The sequence below is a fragment of the Streptomyces venezuelae genome (genome assembly GCF_008642355.1).
Taxonomy (GTDB): Bacteria; Actinomycetota; Actinomycetes; order Streptomycetales; family Streptomycetaceae; genus Streptomyces; species Streptomyces venezuelae_B.
Window position 1 is genome coordinate 5,548,073 of sequence record NZ_CP029193.1, and the last position, 20,002, is coordinate 5,568,074.

General features: G+C 73.4%; 1 protein-coding gene. It reads left to right on the forward strand.

Going from position 1 to position 20,002, the window contains the following annotated elements; translation table 11 throughout:
• The first annotated feature begins 51 nt into the window (after window positions 1-51).
• Window positions 52-19,992, forward strand: coding sequence for a type I polyketide synthase (locus DEJ47_RS25935; protein WP_150172143.1), 19,941 nt, complete (start codon window positions 52-54; stop codon window positions 19,990-19,992).
• Window positions 19,993-20,002: the final 10 nt, after the last annotated feature.

Consider the following 20,002-nt stretch of genomic DNA (forward strand, 5'->3'; position numbering starts at 1 on the left):
ACCGTCCTCTGGCCGAAGTCCGTACCCGGGTCCGAAACAGATACTCGCCGTATGAAGGCATCCAGGTCAGACGCGCAGAGGACGGGCGAGGCCCGCGGCACCGCCATCGCAGTGATCGGGGCCTCCTGCCGAGTGCCCTCGGCGTCGACTCCGGCACAGCTGTGGAGCCTCCTCATGGAGGGCACCGACGCCGTCTCGGCCTGGCCCGCGGAGCGCGGTGCCGGCAGCCCGTCCTGGCGCGGCGGATTCCTCGACGACGTCGCCTCCTTCGACGCCGCCTTCTTCGGCATCACCCCCGACGAGGCCGCCGCGATGGACCCCCAGCAGCGCCTCGCGCTGGAACTGGTCTGGGAGGCCATGGAGGACGCCGGTGTCCGGAACGACCGGCTGCGCGGCTCCCGTACCGGCGTCTTCGTCGGCGTCTCCTCCGACGACTACGCGGGCCTCGCCGCCCACGGCGGAACCCCGGGACCCGGCGGACCGCACGACTTCACGGGCCGCCACCGCGCCGTCATCGCCAACCGCGTCTCCTGGCACCTGGGCCTGCGCGGCCCCAGCCTCGCCGTCGACGCGGCCCAGGCCTCGTCGCTGGTCGCCGTCCACCTCGCCTGCGAGAGCATCCGCAGCGGCGACGCCGACCTCGCCTTCGCCGCCGGCGTGAACCTCATCCTCTCGCCGGAGAGCATGCGCGCCACCGCGAACCTCGGCGCCCTGTCCGCGAAGGGGCGCTGCGCCACGTTCGACGAGAACGCCGACGGGTTCGTACGCGGCGAGGGCGGGGGAGTCGTCCTCCTCAAGCCGCTGGACCGCGCCCTGGCGGACGGCGACCGCGTCTACTGCGTCATCGAGGGCAGCGCCGTCAACAACGACGGCGGCGGCGAACGCCTCACCGACCCCGACGCCGACGGCCAGCGCGACGTGCTGCGCCGGGCCTACGCCGACGCCGGGATCAGCCCCGACACCGTCCAGTACGTCGAACTCCACGGCACCGGTACGCCGGTCGGCGACCCCGTCGAGGCGGCGGCCGTCGCCGACGTCATCGCACGCGGCGACGCCGGCGGGGACGCGGGCCGGGAGCCCCTGCGGGTCGGCTCCGTCAAGACCAACCTCGGGCACCTGGAGGCCGCCGCGGGCATCGTCGGCCTGCTCAAGGCCGCGCTGTCCCTGCGCCACCGCCGCCTGCCGCCCACCCTGCACTTCACTGCGCCCAACCCGGCGATCCCGCTGGACGAGCTGAACCTGCGGGTGCAGACCGAGCCGACCGACTGGCCCGCGCCCGACGGACAACTCGTCGCCGGGGTCAGCTCGTTCGGAATCGGCGGTACGAACTGCCATGTCGTCCTGACGGAGGCGCCCGAGCCGGCCGAGGTTCGCGACGACACCCCCCGCCCCACGCCCGACCGCCCCCTGCCCTGGGTCCTGTCGGCCCGTACCGGCGAGGCGCTCGACGCGCAGGCCGCGCGCCTGCACACGTACGTGCAGCAGCACCCGGAGACCGGCACCGCAGACATCGCCCACTCGCTCGCCGCCGGACGCGCGACGTGGGAGCACCGCGCCGTCGTCGTCGGCGAGGACGGGGACGACCTCACGGCCGGTCTCGCGCGCCTCCACGAGCAGGCCGTGACCGGGGTCGCCGAGCCGGGCCGGACCGCGTTCCTGTTCTCCGGCGTCGGCTCCCATCGCGTCGGCATGGGACGCGAACTGTACGAGGCCTACCCCGTGTTCGCGGCCGCCCTCGACGAGGTGCTCGACCACTTCGTCCCCGGCCTCGACCTGCGCGCGGTGCTGCTCGGCGACGACCCCGCCGCGGCCGCCGAGGCGCTCGACGGCATGCGCTACATGCAGCCCGCCCTGTTCGCCTTCCAGGTCGCCCTGTACCGCCTCGTCACGTCGTGGGGCGTCACCCCGGACCTGCTGGTCGGCCACTCCTTCGGCGAGATCGTCGCCGCCCACGTCTCCGGCGCCCTGCCGCTCGCCCACGCCGCCGCGCTCGTCGCCGCCCGCGGTGAACTCATGGAGCAACTGCCGCCCGGCGGCGCCATGATCGCGGTCGAGGCCACCGAGGAGGAGCTGCTCACCGCACTCGACGGCGTCGACGACGTGTCGGTCGGCGTCATCAACGGCCCCCGTGCCGTGGTGCTCTCCGGCGCCGACGAGTCGGTCACCCGGATCGCCGGGACGCTCGCCGCCGACGGCCACCGAACGAGCCGCCTGCGCGTGAAGAACGCCGCGCACTCGCCGCTGATGGCCCCCATGCTGGAGGAGTTCGCCCGCCGCATCCACGGCCTCGACGTCTCCGCGCCCGCCGTCCCCATCGTCTCCACCGTCACCGGAAGGACCGGCGCCGAGCTCACGGAGGAGTACTGGGTCGAACACCTCAGTGCCACCGTCCGCTTCCACGACGCGCTCGCCGAGTGCCGGGCGCAGGGCGTGACCCGGTTCGTCGAACTCGGCCCCGGCAGCGTGCTCACCCCACTCGTCGCACCCGGCGAGACGGAGACGGCGGTCGCCCTCCAGCACCGCGACCACCCGGAGACGCGGGCCCTGCTGACCGGCCTCGCCACGGCCTGGACCGCGGGCACTCCCGTCGACTGGGCGGTGGCCGTCGGCCCGGCGCGGAGGGTGGACCTGCCCACGTACGCCTTCCGGCGTCGCCGTCACTGGCTCGACGAACGGCCCGCCGTCGAGGAGGCCGAGGAGCACCTCAGCTCCGCGACGCTCGCCCTGCGCGACAGCATCAGCAGCGAACCCGACGGCTTCCTCATCCGCTGGCTCGCCGACCACATGGCGCACCTCACGGGCAGCGCGGCCGTCGGCCCCGACGCGACCTTCCGCGACCTCGGCCTGGACTCCGTGCTCTCCGTCGAGCTGCGCAACCGCCTCGTCTCGGCGACCGGACTGCGGATGCCCGCGAGCATCCTCTTCGACTATCCGACGCTCCGCGACCTCGCCGACCACCTGCACGAACGTATCGTCGGCGCGTTCGCACCCGCGCCTGCGCCCGCGCCCGCGTCGGATGCCTCCGCGGCAGTCGCCGGGTCTCCGGGGGCGACGGCGGTCGACGACGACGATCCCGTCGCGATCGTCGGCATGGCCTGCCGGCTGCCCGGCGGCATGGACTCGCCGCAGCAGTTGTGGGACGCGCTCGCCGCGGGCGTGGACGCCACCTCCGACTTCCCCGAGGACCGCGGCTGGGACCTCGCGAACCTCTTCGACCCGGACCCGGCCAACCCCGGCACGACGTACACGCGCCGCGGCGGTTTCCTGTCCGCAGCCGGTGACTTCGACGCGGAGTTCTTCGGGATCAGTCCGCGTGAGGCGGCGGCGATGGACCCGCAGCAGCGGCTGCTCCTGGAGACGGCGTGGGAGGCGCTGGAGCGGACGGGCATCGACCCGGACTCCCTGCGCCGCAGCAGGACCGGCGTCTTCGTCGGTGCCACGAACATGGAGTACGGCCCGCATCTCGACGCGCCGACCGACGGCACCGAAGGCTTCCGGCTCACCGGCAACACGAGCAGTGTGGCGTCGGGCCGCATCTCGTACCAGCTGGGTCTCGAGGGCCCGGCGATGACGGTCGACACGGCGTGTTCGTCGTCGCTGGTGGCCCTGCACCTGGCGGTGCAGTCGATCAGGAACGGTGAGTGCTCGCTGGCCCTGGCGGGCGGCGTGACCGTGCTGTCGACGCCGGGCATGTTCGTCGAGTTCTCCCGCCAGCGCGGCCTCGCGGCCGACGGCCGCTGCAAGCCGTTCTCCGACGACGCGGACGGCACGGGCTGGGCCGAGGGTGTGGGCCTGCTGGTCGTGGAGCGGCTTTCGGAGGCGCGGCGGCTGGGGCATCAGGTGCTGGCCGTGGTGCGGGGCAGTGCGGTGAACCAGGACGGCGGCAGCAATGGTCTGACGGCGCCGAACGGCCCGTCGCAGCAGCGTGTCATCCGCGACGCGCTGGCGAACGCGCGGCTGTCCTCGGCGGATGTGGACGTGGTGGAGGCGCACGGCACGGGTACGTCGTTGGGCGATCCGATCGAGGCGCAGGCGCTGCTCGCCACGTACGGGCAAGGGCGGGACGCGGAGCGGCCGTTGTGGCTGGGTTCCGTGAAGTCCAACATCGGTCACACGCAGGCGGCGGCGGGTGTCGCGGGCGTCATCAAGATGGTCCAGGCGATGCGGCACGGCGTCATGCCGCGCTCTCTGAACGTCTCCGCGCCGTCCCGCCACGTGGACTGGGAGTCCGGTGCGGTGAGCGTGCTGGAGTCCGAGCAGGAGTGGCCGGAGCTCGACCGGCCGCGTCGGTCGGGTGTCTCGTCGTTCGGCATCGGCGGGACGAACGCGCACGTGATTCTGGAGGCGGCGCCGGTCGAGGAGGCGGCGCCGGTCGAGGAGGCGTCGGGCCCGGTGGACGAGGTGCCCGGTTCTTCGGTGGTGCCGTGGGTGCCGTGGGTGCTTTCGGCGCGGAGTGAGGCGGCGCTCGCGGAGCAGGCGGGGCGGTTGGTGGCTCGGCTCGGTGAGGGTGAGTCGCTGGGTCTGCGGGATGTGGCGCACACGTTGGTGAGTGGGCGTGCGGGGTTGGAGCATCGGGCGGTTGTGCTCGGTGACGACGTCGGTGAACTGGCGGCGTCGCTGCGCGAGTTGGCGGCCGGGCGTGAGGCGTCTGGTGTTGTGTCGGGCCGCGTCGGCTCCGGTGCCGCTGACGCGGGTGCGGTGTTCGTGTTCCCGGGGCAGGGTTCGCAGTGGGTGGGGATGGCGCGGGAGTTGTTGGAGTTCTCGCCGGTTTTTGCGTCGCGGATGGCGGAGTGTGGGGCTGCGCTTGAGCCGTTTGTGGATGGCTGGTCTTTGCTGGATGTGGTCCGGGAGGGCGATGAGGGGCTGCTGCGTCGGGTTGATGTGGTGCAGCCGGTGTTGTTTGCGGTGATGGTGTCGCTGGCGGAGTTGTGGCGTTCGCTGGGTGTGCGGCCTGTTGCTGTGGTGGGGCATTCGCAGGGTGAGATCGCTGCGGCGTGTGTCGCGGGTGGGTTGTCGTTGGGGGATGCGGCGCGGGTGGTGGCGTTGCGGTCGCGGGCGATTGTGCGGCTTGCGGGCAAGGGCGGGATGGTGTCCGTTCTGGCGCCGGAGGCGCGGGTTGTGGGGCGGTTGACGGCCGGTTTGCAGGTGGCTGTGGTCAATGGTCCGGAGCAGGTGGTGGTGTCGGGTTCGCCTGGCGAGCTGGATGCGTTCGTGGCTGCTTGTGAGGGTGATGGGGTGCAGGTGCGGCGGATTGCCGTGGATTACGCCTCGCATTCGCCGCAGGTCGAGGAGTTGCGGGATGAGCTCTTGGATGTGCTCGCGCCCATCGAGCCTCGGGCCGGTCAGGTGCCGCTGTTCTCCACGGTGACCGGTGATGTGATCGATACCGGGGTGATGGACGCGGAGTACTGGTTTACGAATCTGCGTCAGACCGTTCGTTTCGATGCTGCGCTGCGGAACCTGTTGCAGGCCGGGCATCGTGTCTTCGTCGAGTCCAGCCCGCACCCGGTGCTCGTGGGGGCTGTGTCGCAGGCGGCCGAGGGTGAGGGTGTCGCGGGTGTGACCGCGGTGGGGACGCTGCGGCGCAACGAGGGTGGTTCGGCTCGGCTGTTGCAGAGTCTGGCCGAGGTGTTCGTCGCGGGTGTGGCCGTGGACTGGTCGCCGTGGGTGGCGGGTGGGCGGCTCGTGGAGTTGCCCACGTATGCCTTCCAGCGTCGTCGTCACTGGTTGCCTGCCGGGCGGTCCGTGGTGGATGCGGCCGGGCTGGGGCTGAGGCCCGCCGGGCACCCGCTGCTCGGCGCCGCCGTTGCTCTCGCGCCGCAGGAAGGCCTCGTCCTCACGGGGCAGCTGTCGCTGAACACGTACCCGTGGCTGGAGGACCACGCCGTCTACGGGACCGTCATCCTGCCCGGCACCGCCTTCGTCGAGCTGGCGCTGCACGCCGGCAACGAGGTCGGCTGCGGTGCCGTCGACGAGCTGACGCTGGAGCGGCCGCTCGTGCTGGCGCCGGGTGTGTCGACGTCCGTGCAGGTGTCGGTGGAGGCCCCGGACGAGGCGGGACGCCGGACCATCTCCGTGCACTCGCGCGCCCAGGACGCCGACGCGGACATGGACGCCGGTCGGGGCGTGGAGTGGGTGCGGCACGCCGTGGGTGTGCTCGTCGACGCCGGTTCCCTCGCGCCGGAGGCGGGGTTGGAGGGGCAGTGGCCGCCGGCCGGTGCCGAGCGCGTGGACGTCGCGGACGCCTACGAGACGCTGGCCGACCTCGGTTACGGCTACGGACCCGTGTTCCAGGGCCTGAGCGCGCTGTGGCGTGCGGGGGATGAACTCTTCGCTGACGTGCGGCTCCCGGCGGAGGCCGATGAGTTCGGCGTGCACCCCGCGCTGCTGGACGCCGCTCTGCATCCGCTGCTCGCCGGGGAGATCGTCGTTCCCTTCTCTTGGAGCGGGGTGCGGCTGCACTCGGTGGGCGCCACGGTGTTGCGGGTGCGGTTGTCGCGGGACGCCGGCGGTGCGGTTCGGCTGGTGGCGTTCGACGGGGCCGGTGTGCCGGTCGTGTCGGTGGACGAGCTGCGGTTGCAGAAGATGTCGCGGGAGCAGTTGGGCGCGGCGGTGGCGGGCGGTGACCCGCTGTACGAGGTGCGGTGGGTCGACGTACCCGTACCGGCGGCCCCTTCCGGGGCTCCGGGCGCCGGGCTTCCGGCCGACGTCGTCGTCGCCCACGTCGAGCCCGGCGGCGACGCCGGTGCGCGGGTCGCGGAGGTGCTTGCGACGGTTCAGCGTTTCCTCGCCGAGTCGACGGAGGAAGACCGGCTCGTCGTGGTCACGCGCGGCGGGATGACGGGTACGCCGGACCCGGCGACGGCCGCGGTGTGGGGCCTGTTGCGTTCGGCGCAGACCGAGCAGCCCGGCCGCATCGTGGTCGTCGACGTGCCCGAGGGCGTCGACGCGGACGCGGACGCGGAGGCAGTGGCCGGGTCGGCACTGGCCAGTGGAGAGCCGCAACTCGCCCTCTGCGGCGACAGGGTGGTCGCGGCACGCGTGATGACCGTCTCCGCCGGGGCGGGTGCCGCGGGGGCCGGTGCCGCGGAGACGGGTGCCGCGGAGGCGGGTGCCGCGGGGGCCGGTGCCACGACGGCGCTCGACCCGGACGGCACGGTCCTGATCACGGGCGCGAGCGGCGCGCTGGGGCAGCTCTTCGCGCGGCACCTCGTGGCCGAGTACGGCGTACGTCACCTGCTGCTCGTCAGCCGTCGCGGCGCCGAAGGCTCCGAAGAGCTGGCCGTCGAGCTGGCCGAGGCCGGTGCGAGTGTCGCCTTCGCGGCCTGCGACGTCGCCGACCGGGAGAGTCTCGCGGCCGCCCTGGCGACGGTGCCGGACGACCACCCGCTCACCGCCGTCATCCACGCCGCCGGTGTCCTAGACGACGGCGTCGTCACCGCGCTCACCGCCGAGCGGGTCGACACCGTGTGGCGCCCGAAGGCCGAGGGGGCCAGGCTCCTGGACGAGCTGACGCGGGACGCCGACCTCGCCGCCTTCGTGCTGTTCTCCTCCGCCGCGAATGTGATGGGTACGGCCGGGCAGGGCAACTATGCCGCCGCCAACGCCTACTTGGATGCGCTCGCCGTCGCCCGCCGAGCCGCAGGGCTCGCGGCGACCTCGCTGGCCTGGGGCCTGTGGGCGGGCGGCGACAGCGCGATGACCGCGCACCTCGACGAGGCCGACATCGCCCGGCTCTCCCGCAGCGGCCTCGGGGCCATGTCGACGTCCCAGGGCCTCGCCCTGTTCGACGCCGCTCTGGCGGCCGACCGGGCGACCGTCGTCCCGGCCCGGTTCGACCTGCCCGCGCTGCGCAACCAGGCGGCGCAGGACCGGTTGCCGGCCGTGTTCAAGTCCTTGGTGCGTGCGCCCGTACGCCGGGCTGCCGCGCCCACGGCGGAGGAGGCCTCTTCGTGGGCCGCCGGAATGGCGGCGCTGGAGGCGGATGAGCGGCGGGAGGCGCTGCTCGAACTGGTCCGTGGCCAGGTGTCGCTGGTACTCGGACTCGGGACGGGCGCATCGGTGGAGGCGGACAGGGCCTTCCGCGATCTGGGCTTCGACTCGCTGACGGGTCTGGAGCTGCGGCAGCGGCTCCAGACGGCGACGGGGCTGCGGCTTCCGTCGACGCTCGTCTTCGACTACCCGACACCGACCGCGCTGACCGGCTTCCTCCAGGAGGAGGTCGGAGGGGTGGATGCGGTCTCGGCGACGCCGGTACCGGCGGCCGGGGGAGTCGGCACGGTCGACGACGATCCGATCGTGATCGTGGGTATGGCGTGCCGTTTCCCGGGTGGGATCAGGTCGCCGCAGGAGCTGTGGCAGGCGACCCTCGACGGGATCGACGCGATCACCGACTTCCCCGACAACCGTGACTGGGACCTGGCGAACCTCTTCGACCCGGACCCGGGCCACGTCGGCACGAGCTACTCCCGCCGGGGCGGATTCCTGTCCGCAGCCGGTGACTTCGACGCGGAGTTCTTCGGGATCAGTCCGCGTGAGGCGGCGGCGATGGACCCGCAGCAGCGGCTGCTCCTGGAGACGGCGTGGGAGGCGTTGGAGCGGACGGGCATCGACCCGGACTCCCTGCGTGGCAGCAGGACCGGTGTCTTCACCGGGCTCATGTACCACGACTACGGGACGTGGCTCGGCGAGGCGACCGAGGACGTCGAGGGCCTGATGATCACCGGCAACAGCGGTGGAGTGGCGTCGGGACGTATCTCGTACCAGCTGGGTCTTGAGGGCCCGGCGATGACGGTCGACACGGCGTGTTCGTCGTCGCTGGTGGCTCTGCATCTCGCGGTGCAGGCGATCAGGAACGGTGAGTGCTCGCTGGCGCTGGCGGGTGGTGTGACGGTGATGTCGACGCCGACGACGTTCGTGGAGTTCTCGCGGCAGCGGGCGATGTCCGTGGACGGTCGCTGCAAGGCGTTCTCCGATGCGGCGGATGGTGCGGGCTGGGCCGAGGGTGTGGGCCTGCTGGTCGTGGAGCGGCTTTCGGAGGCGCGGCGGCTGGGGCATCAGGTGTTGGCCGTGGTGCGGGGCAGTGCGGTGAACCAGGACGGCGGCAGCAATGGCCTGACGGCGCCGAACGGCCCGTCGCAGCAGCGCGTCATCCGGGACGCGCTGGCCGCAGCACAGCTGACCACCTCCGACGTCGACGCCGTCGAGGCGCACGGCACCGGCACCGCTCTCGGTGATCCGATCGAGGCGCAGGCGCTGCTCGCCACGTACGGTCAAGGGCGGGACGTTGAGCGGCCGTTGTGGCTCGGCTCGGTCAAGTCCAACATCGGTCACACGCAGGCGGCGGCGGGTGTCGCGGGCATCATCAAGATGGTCCAGGCGATGCGGCACGGCGTCATGCCGCGCACGCTCCACGCCGACACACCGTCGCATCATGTCGACTGGGATTCCGGCCAGGTCAGGCTCCTCACCGAGAACCAGGAATGGCCGGAGCTCGACCGCCCGCGCCGTTCCGGTGTCTCGTCGTTCGGCATCGGCGGGACGAACGCGCACGTGATCCTGGAGGCGGCGCCGGTCGAGGAGGCGTCGGGCCCGGTGGACGAGGTGCCCGGTTCTTCGGTGGTGCCGTGGGTGCTTTCGGCGCGGAGTGAGGCGGCGCTCGCGGAGCAGGCGGGGCGGTTGGCAGCTCGGCTCGATGAGGGTGAGTCGCTGGGTCTGCGGGATGTGGCGCACACGTTGGTGAGTGGGCGTGCGGGGTTGGAGCATCGGGCGGTCGTGCTCGGCAACGACCTGGATGAACTGACGTATGCGCTGAATGAGTTGTCCTCGGGTCGTGAGGCCCCTGGCCTTGTTTCAGGCCGTGCGGGTGCGTCCGGTGGGGGCGCGGTCTTCGTCTTCCCCGGGCAGGGTTCGCAGTGGGTGGGGATGGCTCGGGAGTTGTTGGAGTTCTCGCCCGTGTTTGCGTCGCGGATGGCGGAGTGTGGGGCTGCGCTTGAGCCGTTTGTGGATGGCTGGTCTTTGCTGGATGTGGTCCGGGAGGGCGATGAGGGGCTGCTGCGTCGGGTTGATGTGGTACAGCCCGTGCTCTTCGCGGTGATGGTGTCGCTGGCGGAGTTGTGGCGTTCGCTGGGTGTGCGGCCTGCTGCTGTGGTGGGGCATTCGCAGGGTGAGATCGCTGCGGCGTGTGTCGCCGGTGCGTTGTCGTTGAGTGATGCGGCGCGGGTGGTGGCGTTGCGGTCGCGGGCGATTGTGCGGCTTGCGGGCAGGGGCGGGATGGTGTCCGTTCTGGCGCCGGAGGCGCGGGTTGTGGGGCGGTTGACGGCCGGTTTGCAGGTGGCTGTGGTCAACGGCCCGGAGCAGGTGGTGGTGTCGGGTTCGCCTGGCGAGCTGGATGCGTTCGTGGCTGCCTGTGAGGGCGATGGGGTGCAGGTGCGGCGGATCGCCGTGGACTATGCCTCGCATTCGCCGCAGGTCGAGGAGTTGCGGGATGAGCTCCTGGATGTGCTCGCGCCCATCGAGCCTCGGGCTGGTCAGGTGCCGCTGTTCTCCACGGTGACCGGTGATGTGATCGATACCGGGATGATGGACGCGGAGTACTGGTTCACCAATCTGCGGCAGACCGTCCGTTTCGACGCTGCGTTGAAGGGCTTGCTGGGGGCGGGGCATCGTGTCTTCGTCGAGTCCAGTCCGCACCCGGTGCTCGTGGGGGCTGTGTCGCAGGCGGCTGAGGGTGAGGGTGTCGCGGGTGTGACCGTGGTGGGGACGCTGCGGCGCAACGAGGGTGGTTCGGCTCGGCTGTTGCTGAGTCTGGCCGAGGTGTTCGTCGCGGGTGTGGGTGTGGACTGGTCGCCGTGGGTGGCGGGCGGGCGGCTCGTGGAGTTGCCCACGTATGCCTTTCAGCGTCGTCGTCACTGGTTGCCTGCCGGGCGGTCCGTGGTGGATGCGGCCGGGTTGGGGCTGCGGCCCGCCGGGCACCCGCTGCTCGGCGCCGCCGTCCGGATCGCCGGTGGTGACGAGGTCGTCCTGACCGGGCGGCTGTCCCGTTCCACTCATCCGTGGCTCGACGACCACGGAGTCTTCGGCACCGTCCTTCTCCCGGGTACCGCCTTCATCGAGATGACTCTCCGCGCCGCCGACGAGGTGGGTTGCGGTGCCATCGAGGAGCTGACGCTGGAGCGGCCGCTCGTGCCGGCGGAGGACGCCCAGGTGTCGGTGCAGGTGTCCGTGGGGGCGCCGGACGATGCCGGGCGCCGGACCGTCACCGTGCACTCCCATGTCCAGGACGCCGGCGCGGACCCGGCCGGGGGAGCGGACTGGGTGCGGCATGCCGTGGGTGTGCTGGCCGACGCCGGTTCCCTCGCGCCGGAGGCGGGGCTGGAGGGGCAGTGGCCGCCGGCCGGTGCCGAGCGCGTGGACGTCGCGGACGCCTACGAGACGCTGGCCGACCTCGGTTACGGTTACGGACCCGCCTTCCAGGGCCTGCGCGCGCTGTGGCGCGACGGCGACGAGATGTTCGCCGAGGTCCAGTTGCCGGTGGACGCCGACGAATTCGGCGTCCACCCGGCGCTCCTGGACGCCGCCCTGCATCCGCTGCCCTCGGGCGACCTGTGGGTGCCGTTCTCGTGGAGCGGGGTGCGGCTGCATTCCGTGGGCGCCACGGTGTTGCGGGTGCGGTTGTCGCGGGACGCCGGCGGTGCGGTTCGGCTGGTGGCGTTCGACGGGGCCGGTGTGCCGGTCGTGTCGGTGGACGAGCTGCGGTTGCAGAAGATGTCGCGGGAGCAGTTGGGCGCGGCGGTGGCGGGCGGTGACCCGCTGTACGAGGTGCGGTGGGTCGACGTACCCGTACCGGCGGCCCCTTCCGGGGCTCCGGGCGCCGGGCTTCCGGCCGACGTCGTCGTCGCCCACGTCGAGCCCGGCGGGGACGTACGGACGAGCGTCGCGGACGTACTGGAGACGGTCCAGGACTTCCTCGCCGCGTCGACGGACGACGAGAGCTCCCGGCTCGCCGTCGTCACCCGGGGCGGCATCGCGGGCACGCTGCCCGACCCGGCCACCGCGGCTGTGTGGGGCCTGCTGCGCTCGGCGCAGACCGAGCACCCCGGCCGCATCGTGGTCGTCGACGTGCCCGCGGAGGACGCCTCCGCCGGTGCTGAGACGCAGTCGGAGCTCCTCGCCGCGCTCGCCTCGGGGGAGCCGCAACTCGTCGTCCAAGGCGGCAAGTTGTCCGCGCCCCGGCTGATGGCCGTCAGTGTCGAGACCGCCCCCACCGCCTCCACCTGGAACCCCGACGGCACGGTCCTGATCACGGGCGCGAGCGGCGCGCTGGGGCAGCTCTTCGCGCGGCACCTCGTGGCCGAGTACGGCGTACGTCACCTGCTGCTCGTCAGCCGTCGCGGCGCCGAAGGCTCGCAGGAGCTGGCCGTCGAGCTGACCGGAGCCGGTGCGACCGTGACCTTCGCGGCCTGCGATGTCGCCGACCGGGAGAGTCTCGCGGCCGCCCTGGCGGCGGTGCCGGACGACCACCCGCTCACCGCCGTCATCCATGCGGCGGGCGTACTGGACGACGGCGTCGTCACCGCGCTGACCCCCGACCGCGTCGACACCGTCATGCGCCCGAAGGTCGACGGGGCCCGCCACCTGCACGAGCTGACGAGGGACGCCGACCTCGCCGCGTTCGTGCTGTTCTCCTCCGCCGCCGGTGTGATGGGCACGGCAGGACAGGGCAACTACGCCGCCGCCAACACCTGCCTGGATGCCCTCGCCGTCGCCCGCCGAGCCGAAGGGCTCACGGCGACCTCGCTGGCCTGGGGCCTGTGGGCCGGTGGCGACAGCGCCATGACCGCGCACCTCGACGAGACCGACATCGCCCGGCTCACCCGGGGCGGGCTCGCCCCGATGACACCGGCGCAGGGCCTCGCCCTGTTCGACGCCGCCCTCGCCGCCGACCGCGCCACCCTCTTCCCGGCCCGCCTCGACCTGCCCGCGCTGCGCGGCCAGGCGGCCCAGGACCGGCTGCCCGCCGTCTTCAAGTCGCTCGTCCGCGCTCCCGCGCGACGTGCGGTGGCCGCCGTCGGAACAGGAGAGGGATCCTCCTGGGTCGCCGGAATGGCGGCGCTGAAGCCGGGGGAGCGGCAGGAGGCGCTGCTCGAACTCGTGCGGGGCCAGGTGTCGTTGGTGCTCGGAATCGGATCCGGCAGCTCCGTCGAGGCCGACCGGGCCTTCCGCGAACTGGGCCTCGACTCGCTCACCGGCCTGGAGCTGCGGCAGCGGCTGCAGACGGTGACAGGCCTGAAGCTGCCGTCGACGCTTGTCTTCGACCATCCGACACCGACCGCGCTGGCCGGTTTCCTCCAGGAGGAGATCGGCGGGACGGACACGGCCGCGGCAGTGCCGGTCCGCACGCCCGTCGACCGAGCCACCGCCGCCGACGACGACCCGATCGTCATCGTCGGCATGGCCTGCCGTTTCCCGGGTGGGATCAGGTCGCCGCAGGAGCTGTGGCAGGCGACCCTCGACGGGATCGACGCGATCACCGACTTCCCCGACGACCGCGGGTGGGACATCGCCGACCTCTACGACCCCGACCCCGACCGGGCCGGCAAGACGTACACGCGGCGCGGCGGCTTCCTGCACGACGCCGCCGTCTTCGAGCCCGAGTTCTTCGGGATCAGTCCGCGTGAGGCGGCGGCGATGGACCCGCAGCAGCGGCTGCTCCTGGAGACGGCGTGGGAGGCGCTGGAGCGGACCGGCATCGACCCGGACTCGCTGCGTGGCAGCAGGACCGGTGTCTTCACCGGGCTGATGCCGATGGAGTACGGTCCGCCGCTGCACGAGCCCGTCGAGGGCATGGACGGCTTCCGCATGCTCGGCAGCGCGTCGAGCGTGGCGTCGGGACGTATCTCGTACCAGCTGGGTCTCGAGGGCCCGGCGATGACGATTGACACGGCGTGTTCGTCGTCGCTGGTGGCTCTGCATCTCGCGGTGCAGGCGATCAGGAACGGTGAGTGCTCGCTGGCGCTGGCGGGTGGTGTGACGGTGATGTCGACGCCGACGACGTTCGTGGAGTTCTCGCGGCAGCGGGCGATGTCCGTGGACGGTCGCTGCAAGGCGTTCTCGGACGACGCGGACGGTGCGGGCTGGGCCGAGGGTGTGGGCCTGCTCGTCGTGGAGCGGCTTTCGGAGGCGCGGCGGCTCGGGCATCGCGTCCACGCGGTCGTACGGGGCTCCGCGGTGAACCAGGACGGCGGCAGCAACGGCATGACCGCCCCCAACGGGCCCTCGCAGCAGCGCGTCATCCGCGACGCGCTGGCGAACGCGCGGCTGTCCTCGGCGGATGTGGACGTGGTGGAGGCGCACGGCACGGGTACGTCGTTGGGCGATCCGATCGAGGCGCAGGCGCTGCTCGCCACGTACGGTCAAGGGCGGGACGTTGAGCGGCCGTTGTGGCTCGGCTCGGTCAAGTCCAACATCGGTCACACGCAGGCGGCGGCGGGTGTCGCGGGCATCATCAAGATGGTCCAGGCGATGCGGCACGGCGTCATGCCGCGCACGCTCCACGCCGACACGCCCTCCCGTCACGTGGACTGGGAGTCCGGTGCGGTGAGCGTGCTGGCGTCCCAGCGGGAGTGGCCCGAGCTCGACCGGCCGCGCCGCTCGGCCGTGTCGTCCTTCGGCATCAGCGGGACAAACGCGCACGTGATCCTGGAGGCGGCGCCCGAGGACGCGGGTGCGCCCGAGGTGGGCTCGGCCCCCGCGCACGCCCCGGCCTCCGTGGATGCCTCGACCCCCGCGCACGCCCCCGCCCCCACCCTCCCCTGGACCCTGTCGGCCAGGACCGCCGACGGGCTGCGTCGGCAGGCGGCGCGTCTGCTCGACCACCTCGCGGAGCACGACGAGAACACCGCCCCCGACCCCCGCGACATCGGCCACACCCTGGCCACCGGCCGGGCGCTGATGGACCACAGGGCCGTCGTCCTCGGCACCGGGCTCGACGGCCTCACCGAGGCACTCGCGGCCGTCGCCCGGGGGGAGGACAGCCCCGCCGCCGTCACCGGCGCCGTCCCGGCCGTCGGAGCGGGCGGGCTCGCCCTCGTCTTCTCCGGGCAGGGCTCCCAGCGCCCCGGCATGGGCCAGGAGCTGTACGGGCGGTACCCCGTCTTCGCCGAGGCCTTCGACGCCGTGTGCGCCGCGGTCGACGCGCACCTCGACGGGTACGCCGAACACCCCCTGCGCGACGTCGTGTTCGCGCCCGAGGAATCGCCGCTCGCACCGCTGCTGCAGCAGAGCATGTACACCCAGACGGGCCTGTTCGCCCTCGAAGTCGCCCTCCTCGAACTGCTCAGGGACTGGGGAGTGACCCCCGGACACGTCATGGGCCACTCCCTCGGCGAGATCACCGCCGCCTACGCGGCGGACGTCCTGTCGCTGCCCGACGCGTGCGCCCTCGTCGCGGCCCGCGGACGCCTCATGCAGGCCCTGCCGGAGGGCGGGGCGATGGTGGCCGTCGCGGCGGGCGAGGAGGAGACCCGCGCGTACATCGCGGAGGCGGGCCTCGCCGACGCCGTCGGGATCGCCGCCGTCAACGGGCCGCAGGCCGTCGTCGTCTCCGGCGACGAAGCCGCCGCGCTCGACGTCGCCGACCACTTCCGGGGCACGGGCCACCGCGTGCACCGCCTCGCGGTCTCGCACGCGTTCCACTCGCACCGCATGGACGCCATGCTCGACGAGTTCGCCGACGCGCTCTCCGGCCTGACCTTCAACCCGCCCCGCATCCCCGTCATCTCGAACGTCACCGGCGGACCGGTCGACGCCGAGCGCCTGTGCACCGTCCAGTACTGGGTGGAGCACGTCCGCGGCGCCGTCCGCTTCGCCGACGGCGTGCGCGCCCTCGCCGAGCACGGCGTCCGCGCCTTCCTTGAGGTCGGCGCCGACGCCGCCGTGACCCCCATGGCGCACGCCACGCTCGACGAGTGCCTCGGGGACGACGGCCACGTCGCCGTCGCCACCCTCAAGTCCGGGCAGGACGAGGACCTCGCCCTGACGCGGGCCCTCGCCGAGACGTACGTGACCGGCACGCCGGTGCGGTGGCACCGGCTGCTGGCGGGTGGCCGCCCCACCGAACTGCCCGGCTACCCGTTCGCGGGCCGGCGCTACTGGCAGGACGCCGCCACCTCCACCGTCGGCATCCGGGCCGCGGGACTCACCGGCACCCGGCACCCGCTGCTCGGCGCCGCCGTCCACCTGCCCGACGGACAGACGGTGCTGACCGGGCGCATCCTGCCCGGCGCCCACCCGTGGCTCGCCGACCACGCGATCGGCGGCACGGTGCTGCTGCCCGGCACCGCCTTCCTCGACCTGGCCCTGCACGCGGGCGCCGAGACGGGCTGCCCCGTCGTCGAGGAACTCACGCTGCAAGCCCCGCTGTTGCTGCCCGCCGACACCGCCGTCTACCTCCAGGTGATCGTCGGCGCCGCGGACGCGACAGGGCGCCGTACGGTCACCGTCCACTCCTCGTCCGCCCCGGCCTCCGGCACCGAACCGCAGGTCCAGCACGCGACGGGCACCCTGACCGCCACGCCCGCGCACCCCGGCGACGCGGGGGAGCCGGTGCCCGCCGACGCCGAGCGCATACCGGTCGACGGCCTCTACGCCGACCTGGCCGCGCGCGGCTACGGCTACGGGCCCGCCTTCCAGGGCCTGCGCACCGCATGGCGTACGGCCGACGCACTCTACGCGGAGGCCGAACTCCCCGCGCAGCCCGGCACGTTCGGCATCCACCCGGCGCTCCTCGACGCCGCCCTGCACGCCGTCACCCTCGGCGTGCCGTCCCTGCCCGGCACGGACGGGCCGCGACCGCTGCTCCCGTTCTCGTGGACGGGCGTCACCCTGCACGCGTCCGGGGCCGCGGTGGTACGGGTCAGGCTCACCGCCACCGCCGACGGCGCCGTCTCCCTGACGGCCGTCGACACCGCGGGACAGCCCGTCGTCACCGTGGACGCGCTGCTGCTGCGGCCGATGGCCGCGGTCGCGGCGCCCGGCGCGGACGGCGGACTCCACCTGCGCTGGCGTCCGGTGGCCGTCCCGGAGACCGCCGGGGCACCCGGTTCCGGTGTCACGGTGACCGAGGTGGGGCCAGGGGGCGCGGCAGAGGGCGAGGGTGACGTGCACGCCCGGCTCTCCGAGGTGCTCGTGCGCGTACAGCGCTTCCTGGCGGAAACGACCGCCGAAGCGTCCGACGACGGTGACGAACGGCTCGTGGTCGTCACCCGCGGCGACATGATGGGCGTCCCCGACCCGGCGACCGCCGCCGTCTGGGGGCTGATCCGGGCCGCCCGGTCCGAACACCCCGGGCGTCTGCTGCTCGTCGACGTCGACGCCCGCACCGCCCGTTCCGCCGACGCCGTCGCGGCGGCCGTCGCCACCGGCGAACCCGAGATCGCCTGGCGCGACGGGCAGGCGTACGTGCCCCGCCTGAGCCGCACGGCTCCCGACCTGCTCGTACTGCCGGAGGACGCGTCCGAGTGGCGCCTGGAGACGACCGGCGAGGGCGCGGGTTCCGGGGGTTCCGCGGATACCGCGAGTTCTGCGGGTTCCGTCGGCTCCGCGGGTTCCGCGAACGTCGGCGATCTTGCTGTCGTACCCGTCGTCTCCGCGGCCCCCCTCGCCCCGCACGAGATCCGCGTCGCCGTCCGCGCCGCGGGCATCGGCCCCGACGACCTGACCGAGAGCGGCCGGCCCGTCGGCGTCGAAGGCGCCGGAATCGTGACCGAAGTCGGCGCGGAGGTCACGGCACCCGCCGTGGGCGACCGCGTCTGGGGTGTCTTCCCCGAGGGCGGCGCGGCCGCCAGGACCGCCGTCACCGACCACCGCTCCGTCGCCCGCCTGCCGAAAGCCCTGACCTTTGCGGCGGCAGCGGCGGCGGCGACCCCGTACCTCGCCGCATGGCACGCGCTGGTGGACGGGGGCGGGCTCACGGCGGGGCAGCGGGTGCTGATCCACGCGGCCGCGGACCCCGTCGGTATCGCCGCGGTCCGCATCGCCCGGCACCTGGGCGCCGAGGTGTACGCGGCGTCGCCACCCGCCGCCCACGACGCCCTGCGCGACACCGGCCTCGACGCGACCCACCTCACCGGGCCGGAGCCCGGCGACATCGCCACGCGTGTACCGGCCGGCCTCGACCTCGTCGTCGACCCGGTTCTCGACCCGCACCGCGGCACCGGCGCCGAGGTGTCGGCGGCCCTGCTGCTCGCCGCCGACGGCCGGTACGTCACCGTCGACGCGCGGGCCGCGGTCACCGCCATCGACGCCGGGCGGCGGCACGAGATCCTCACCGAACTCGCCGGACTGCTCGACTCCGGAGCGCTGCCCGCGCTGCCGTTCACGGCGTACGACATACGGTCCGCCACGGAGGCGTACCGCGGCTCCCGCACGGCGACCGCCTCCCACAGCCGCTCCGTCCTCACCGTCCCCCGCCCCATCGACCCCGACGGCACCGTCGTCCTCACCGGCGCGAGCGGCACGCTCGGCCGGCTGGTCCTGCGCCGTCTGGTCGCCGAGCACGGCGTACGCAACGTCCTGCTGCTCAGCCGCAGCGGGACCGAAGCCCCCGGCGACCTCCTCGACGTCCTGGACACCCTGGACGTACGCGACGACGGCCTCCGTATCCGCTCCGTGGCCTGCGACGTCGCCGACCGCGAGCAGCTCGCCGCGGCTCTCGCGGGCATCCCCGCCGAGCATCCGCCGACCGCGGTCGTGCACACCGCGGGCGTCCTGGACGACGGGATCCTCGCGTCCCTCACCCCGGAGCGCCTCGCCACCGTGCTGCGCCCGAAGGCGGACGCCGTACGGGCCCTGCACGACGTGACCGCCGACGCGGACCTCGCCGCCTTCGTGGTGTTCTCCTCGGTCGCCGGAGTCCTCGGCTCGGCGGGGCAGGCCAACTACGCCGCCGCCAACGCCTACCTGGACGCGTACGCCGCCCGCAGGCACGCCACCGGAGCCCCCGCCGTCTCCGTCGCGTGGGGCCTCTGGCAGGAGACCAGCTCGATGACGGCCGGCCTCGGCGCCGCCGACCTCGGCAGGATCGCCCGCACCGGACTGCTGCCCACCACCACCGAGGAGGGCCTCGCCGCCTTCGACCTGGCGCTCACCGCGGCCACACCGCACCTCGTCCCGGTCCGCGTCGACACCGCCGCGCTGCGGACGGCCGACACCGTGCCGCCGCTGCTCAGGGACCTGGTGCCCGCGCCGCAGCGGAGGGCCGCGGAGAGCACATCGGACACACCCAGCGTGTCGGGTACGGCGACGACGCCCGCCGAGTCCCTGGAGAGCAGGCTGCGCGGCCTCACCGCCGAGCAGCGCACCGCGCTCCTGCTCGATCTCGTCCTGGCGGACGTCGCCCAGGTGCTGGGACACGGCGACCCGCGCGGCATCTCCGCCGACGGGGCGTTCCGCGACCTCGGGTTCGACTCGCTGACCGCGGTGGAGCTCCGTAACAAGATCACCAACCGGGTCGGCGTGAAGCTCAGTGCGACCGCGGTGTTCGACCACCCGAGCCCGCGCGCTCTGGTCGACCACCTCGCCACGAAGCTCGCCCCGGCCCCGGCTTCCACCCCGGTCCCGACACCGGCCGCCGAAGAGCAGCCCGGCTACGAGGGGATCATGGCCGACCTCGCCCGGATCGGCGCCAGGCTGAACGGGCTGCGGCTCACCGGCGGCCAGCGCGCCGCCCTCGCCGAGACCGTCCGCGGCCTGACCGAGCCGCCCGCGCACGGACACCCCGTCCCCGCCGACGACGACGAACCGGCATCCGCGGAGCCCTCCGCGGACCTGGCCGCCGCCTCGGCCGCGGAGGTCCTCGACTTCGTCACCAGGAACCTCGGCATCTCCATCACGGGCGACGCCATGACGGGCGACGCCGGCACAGGAATGACCGGCACAGGGACGACCGGCACAGGAACGACGCCCGACACGTACGCCACCGACCAGAGTTGAGAGTGAGTTC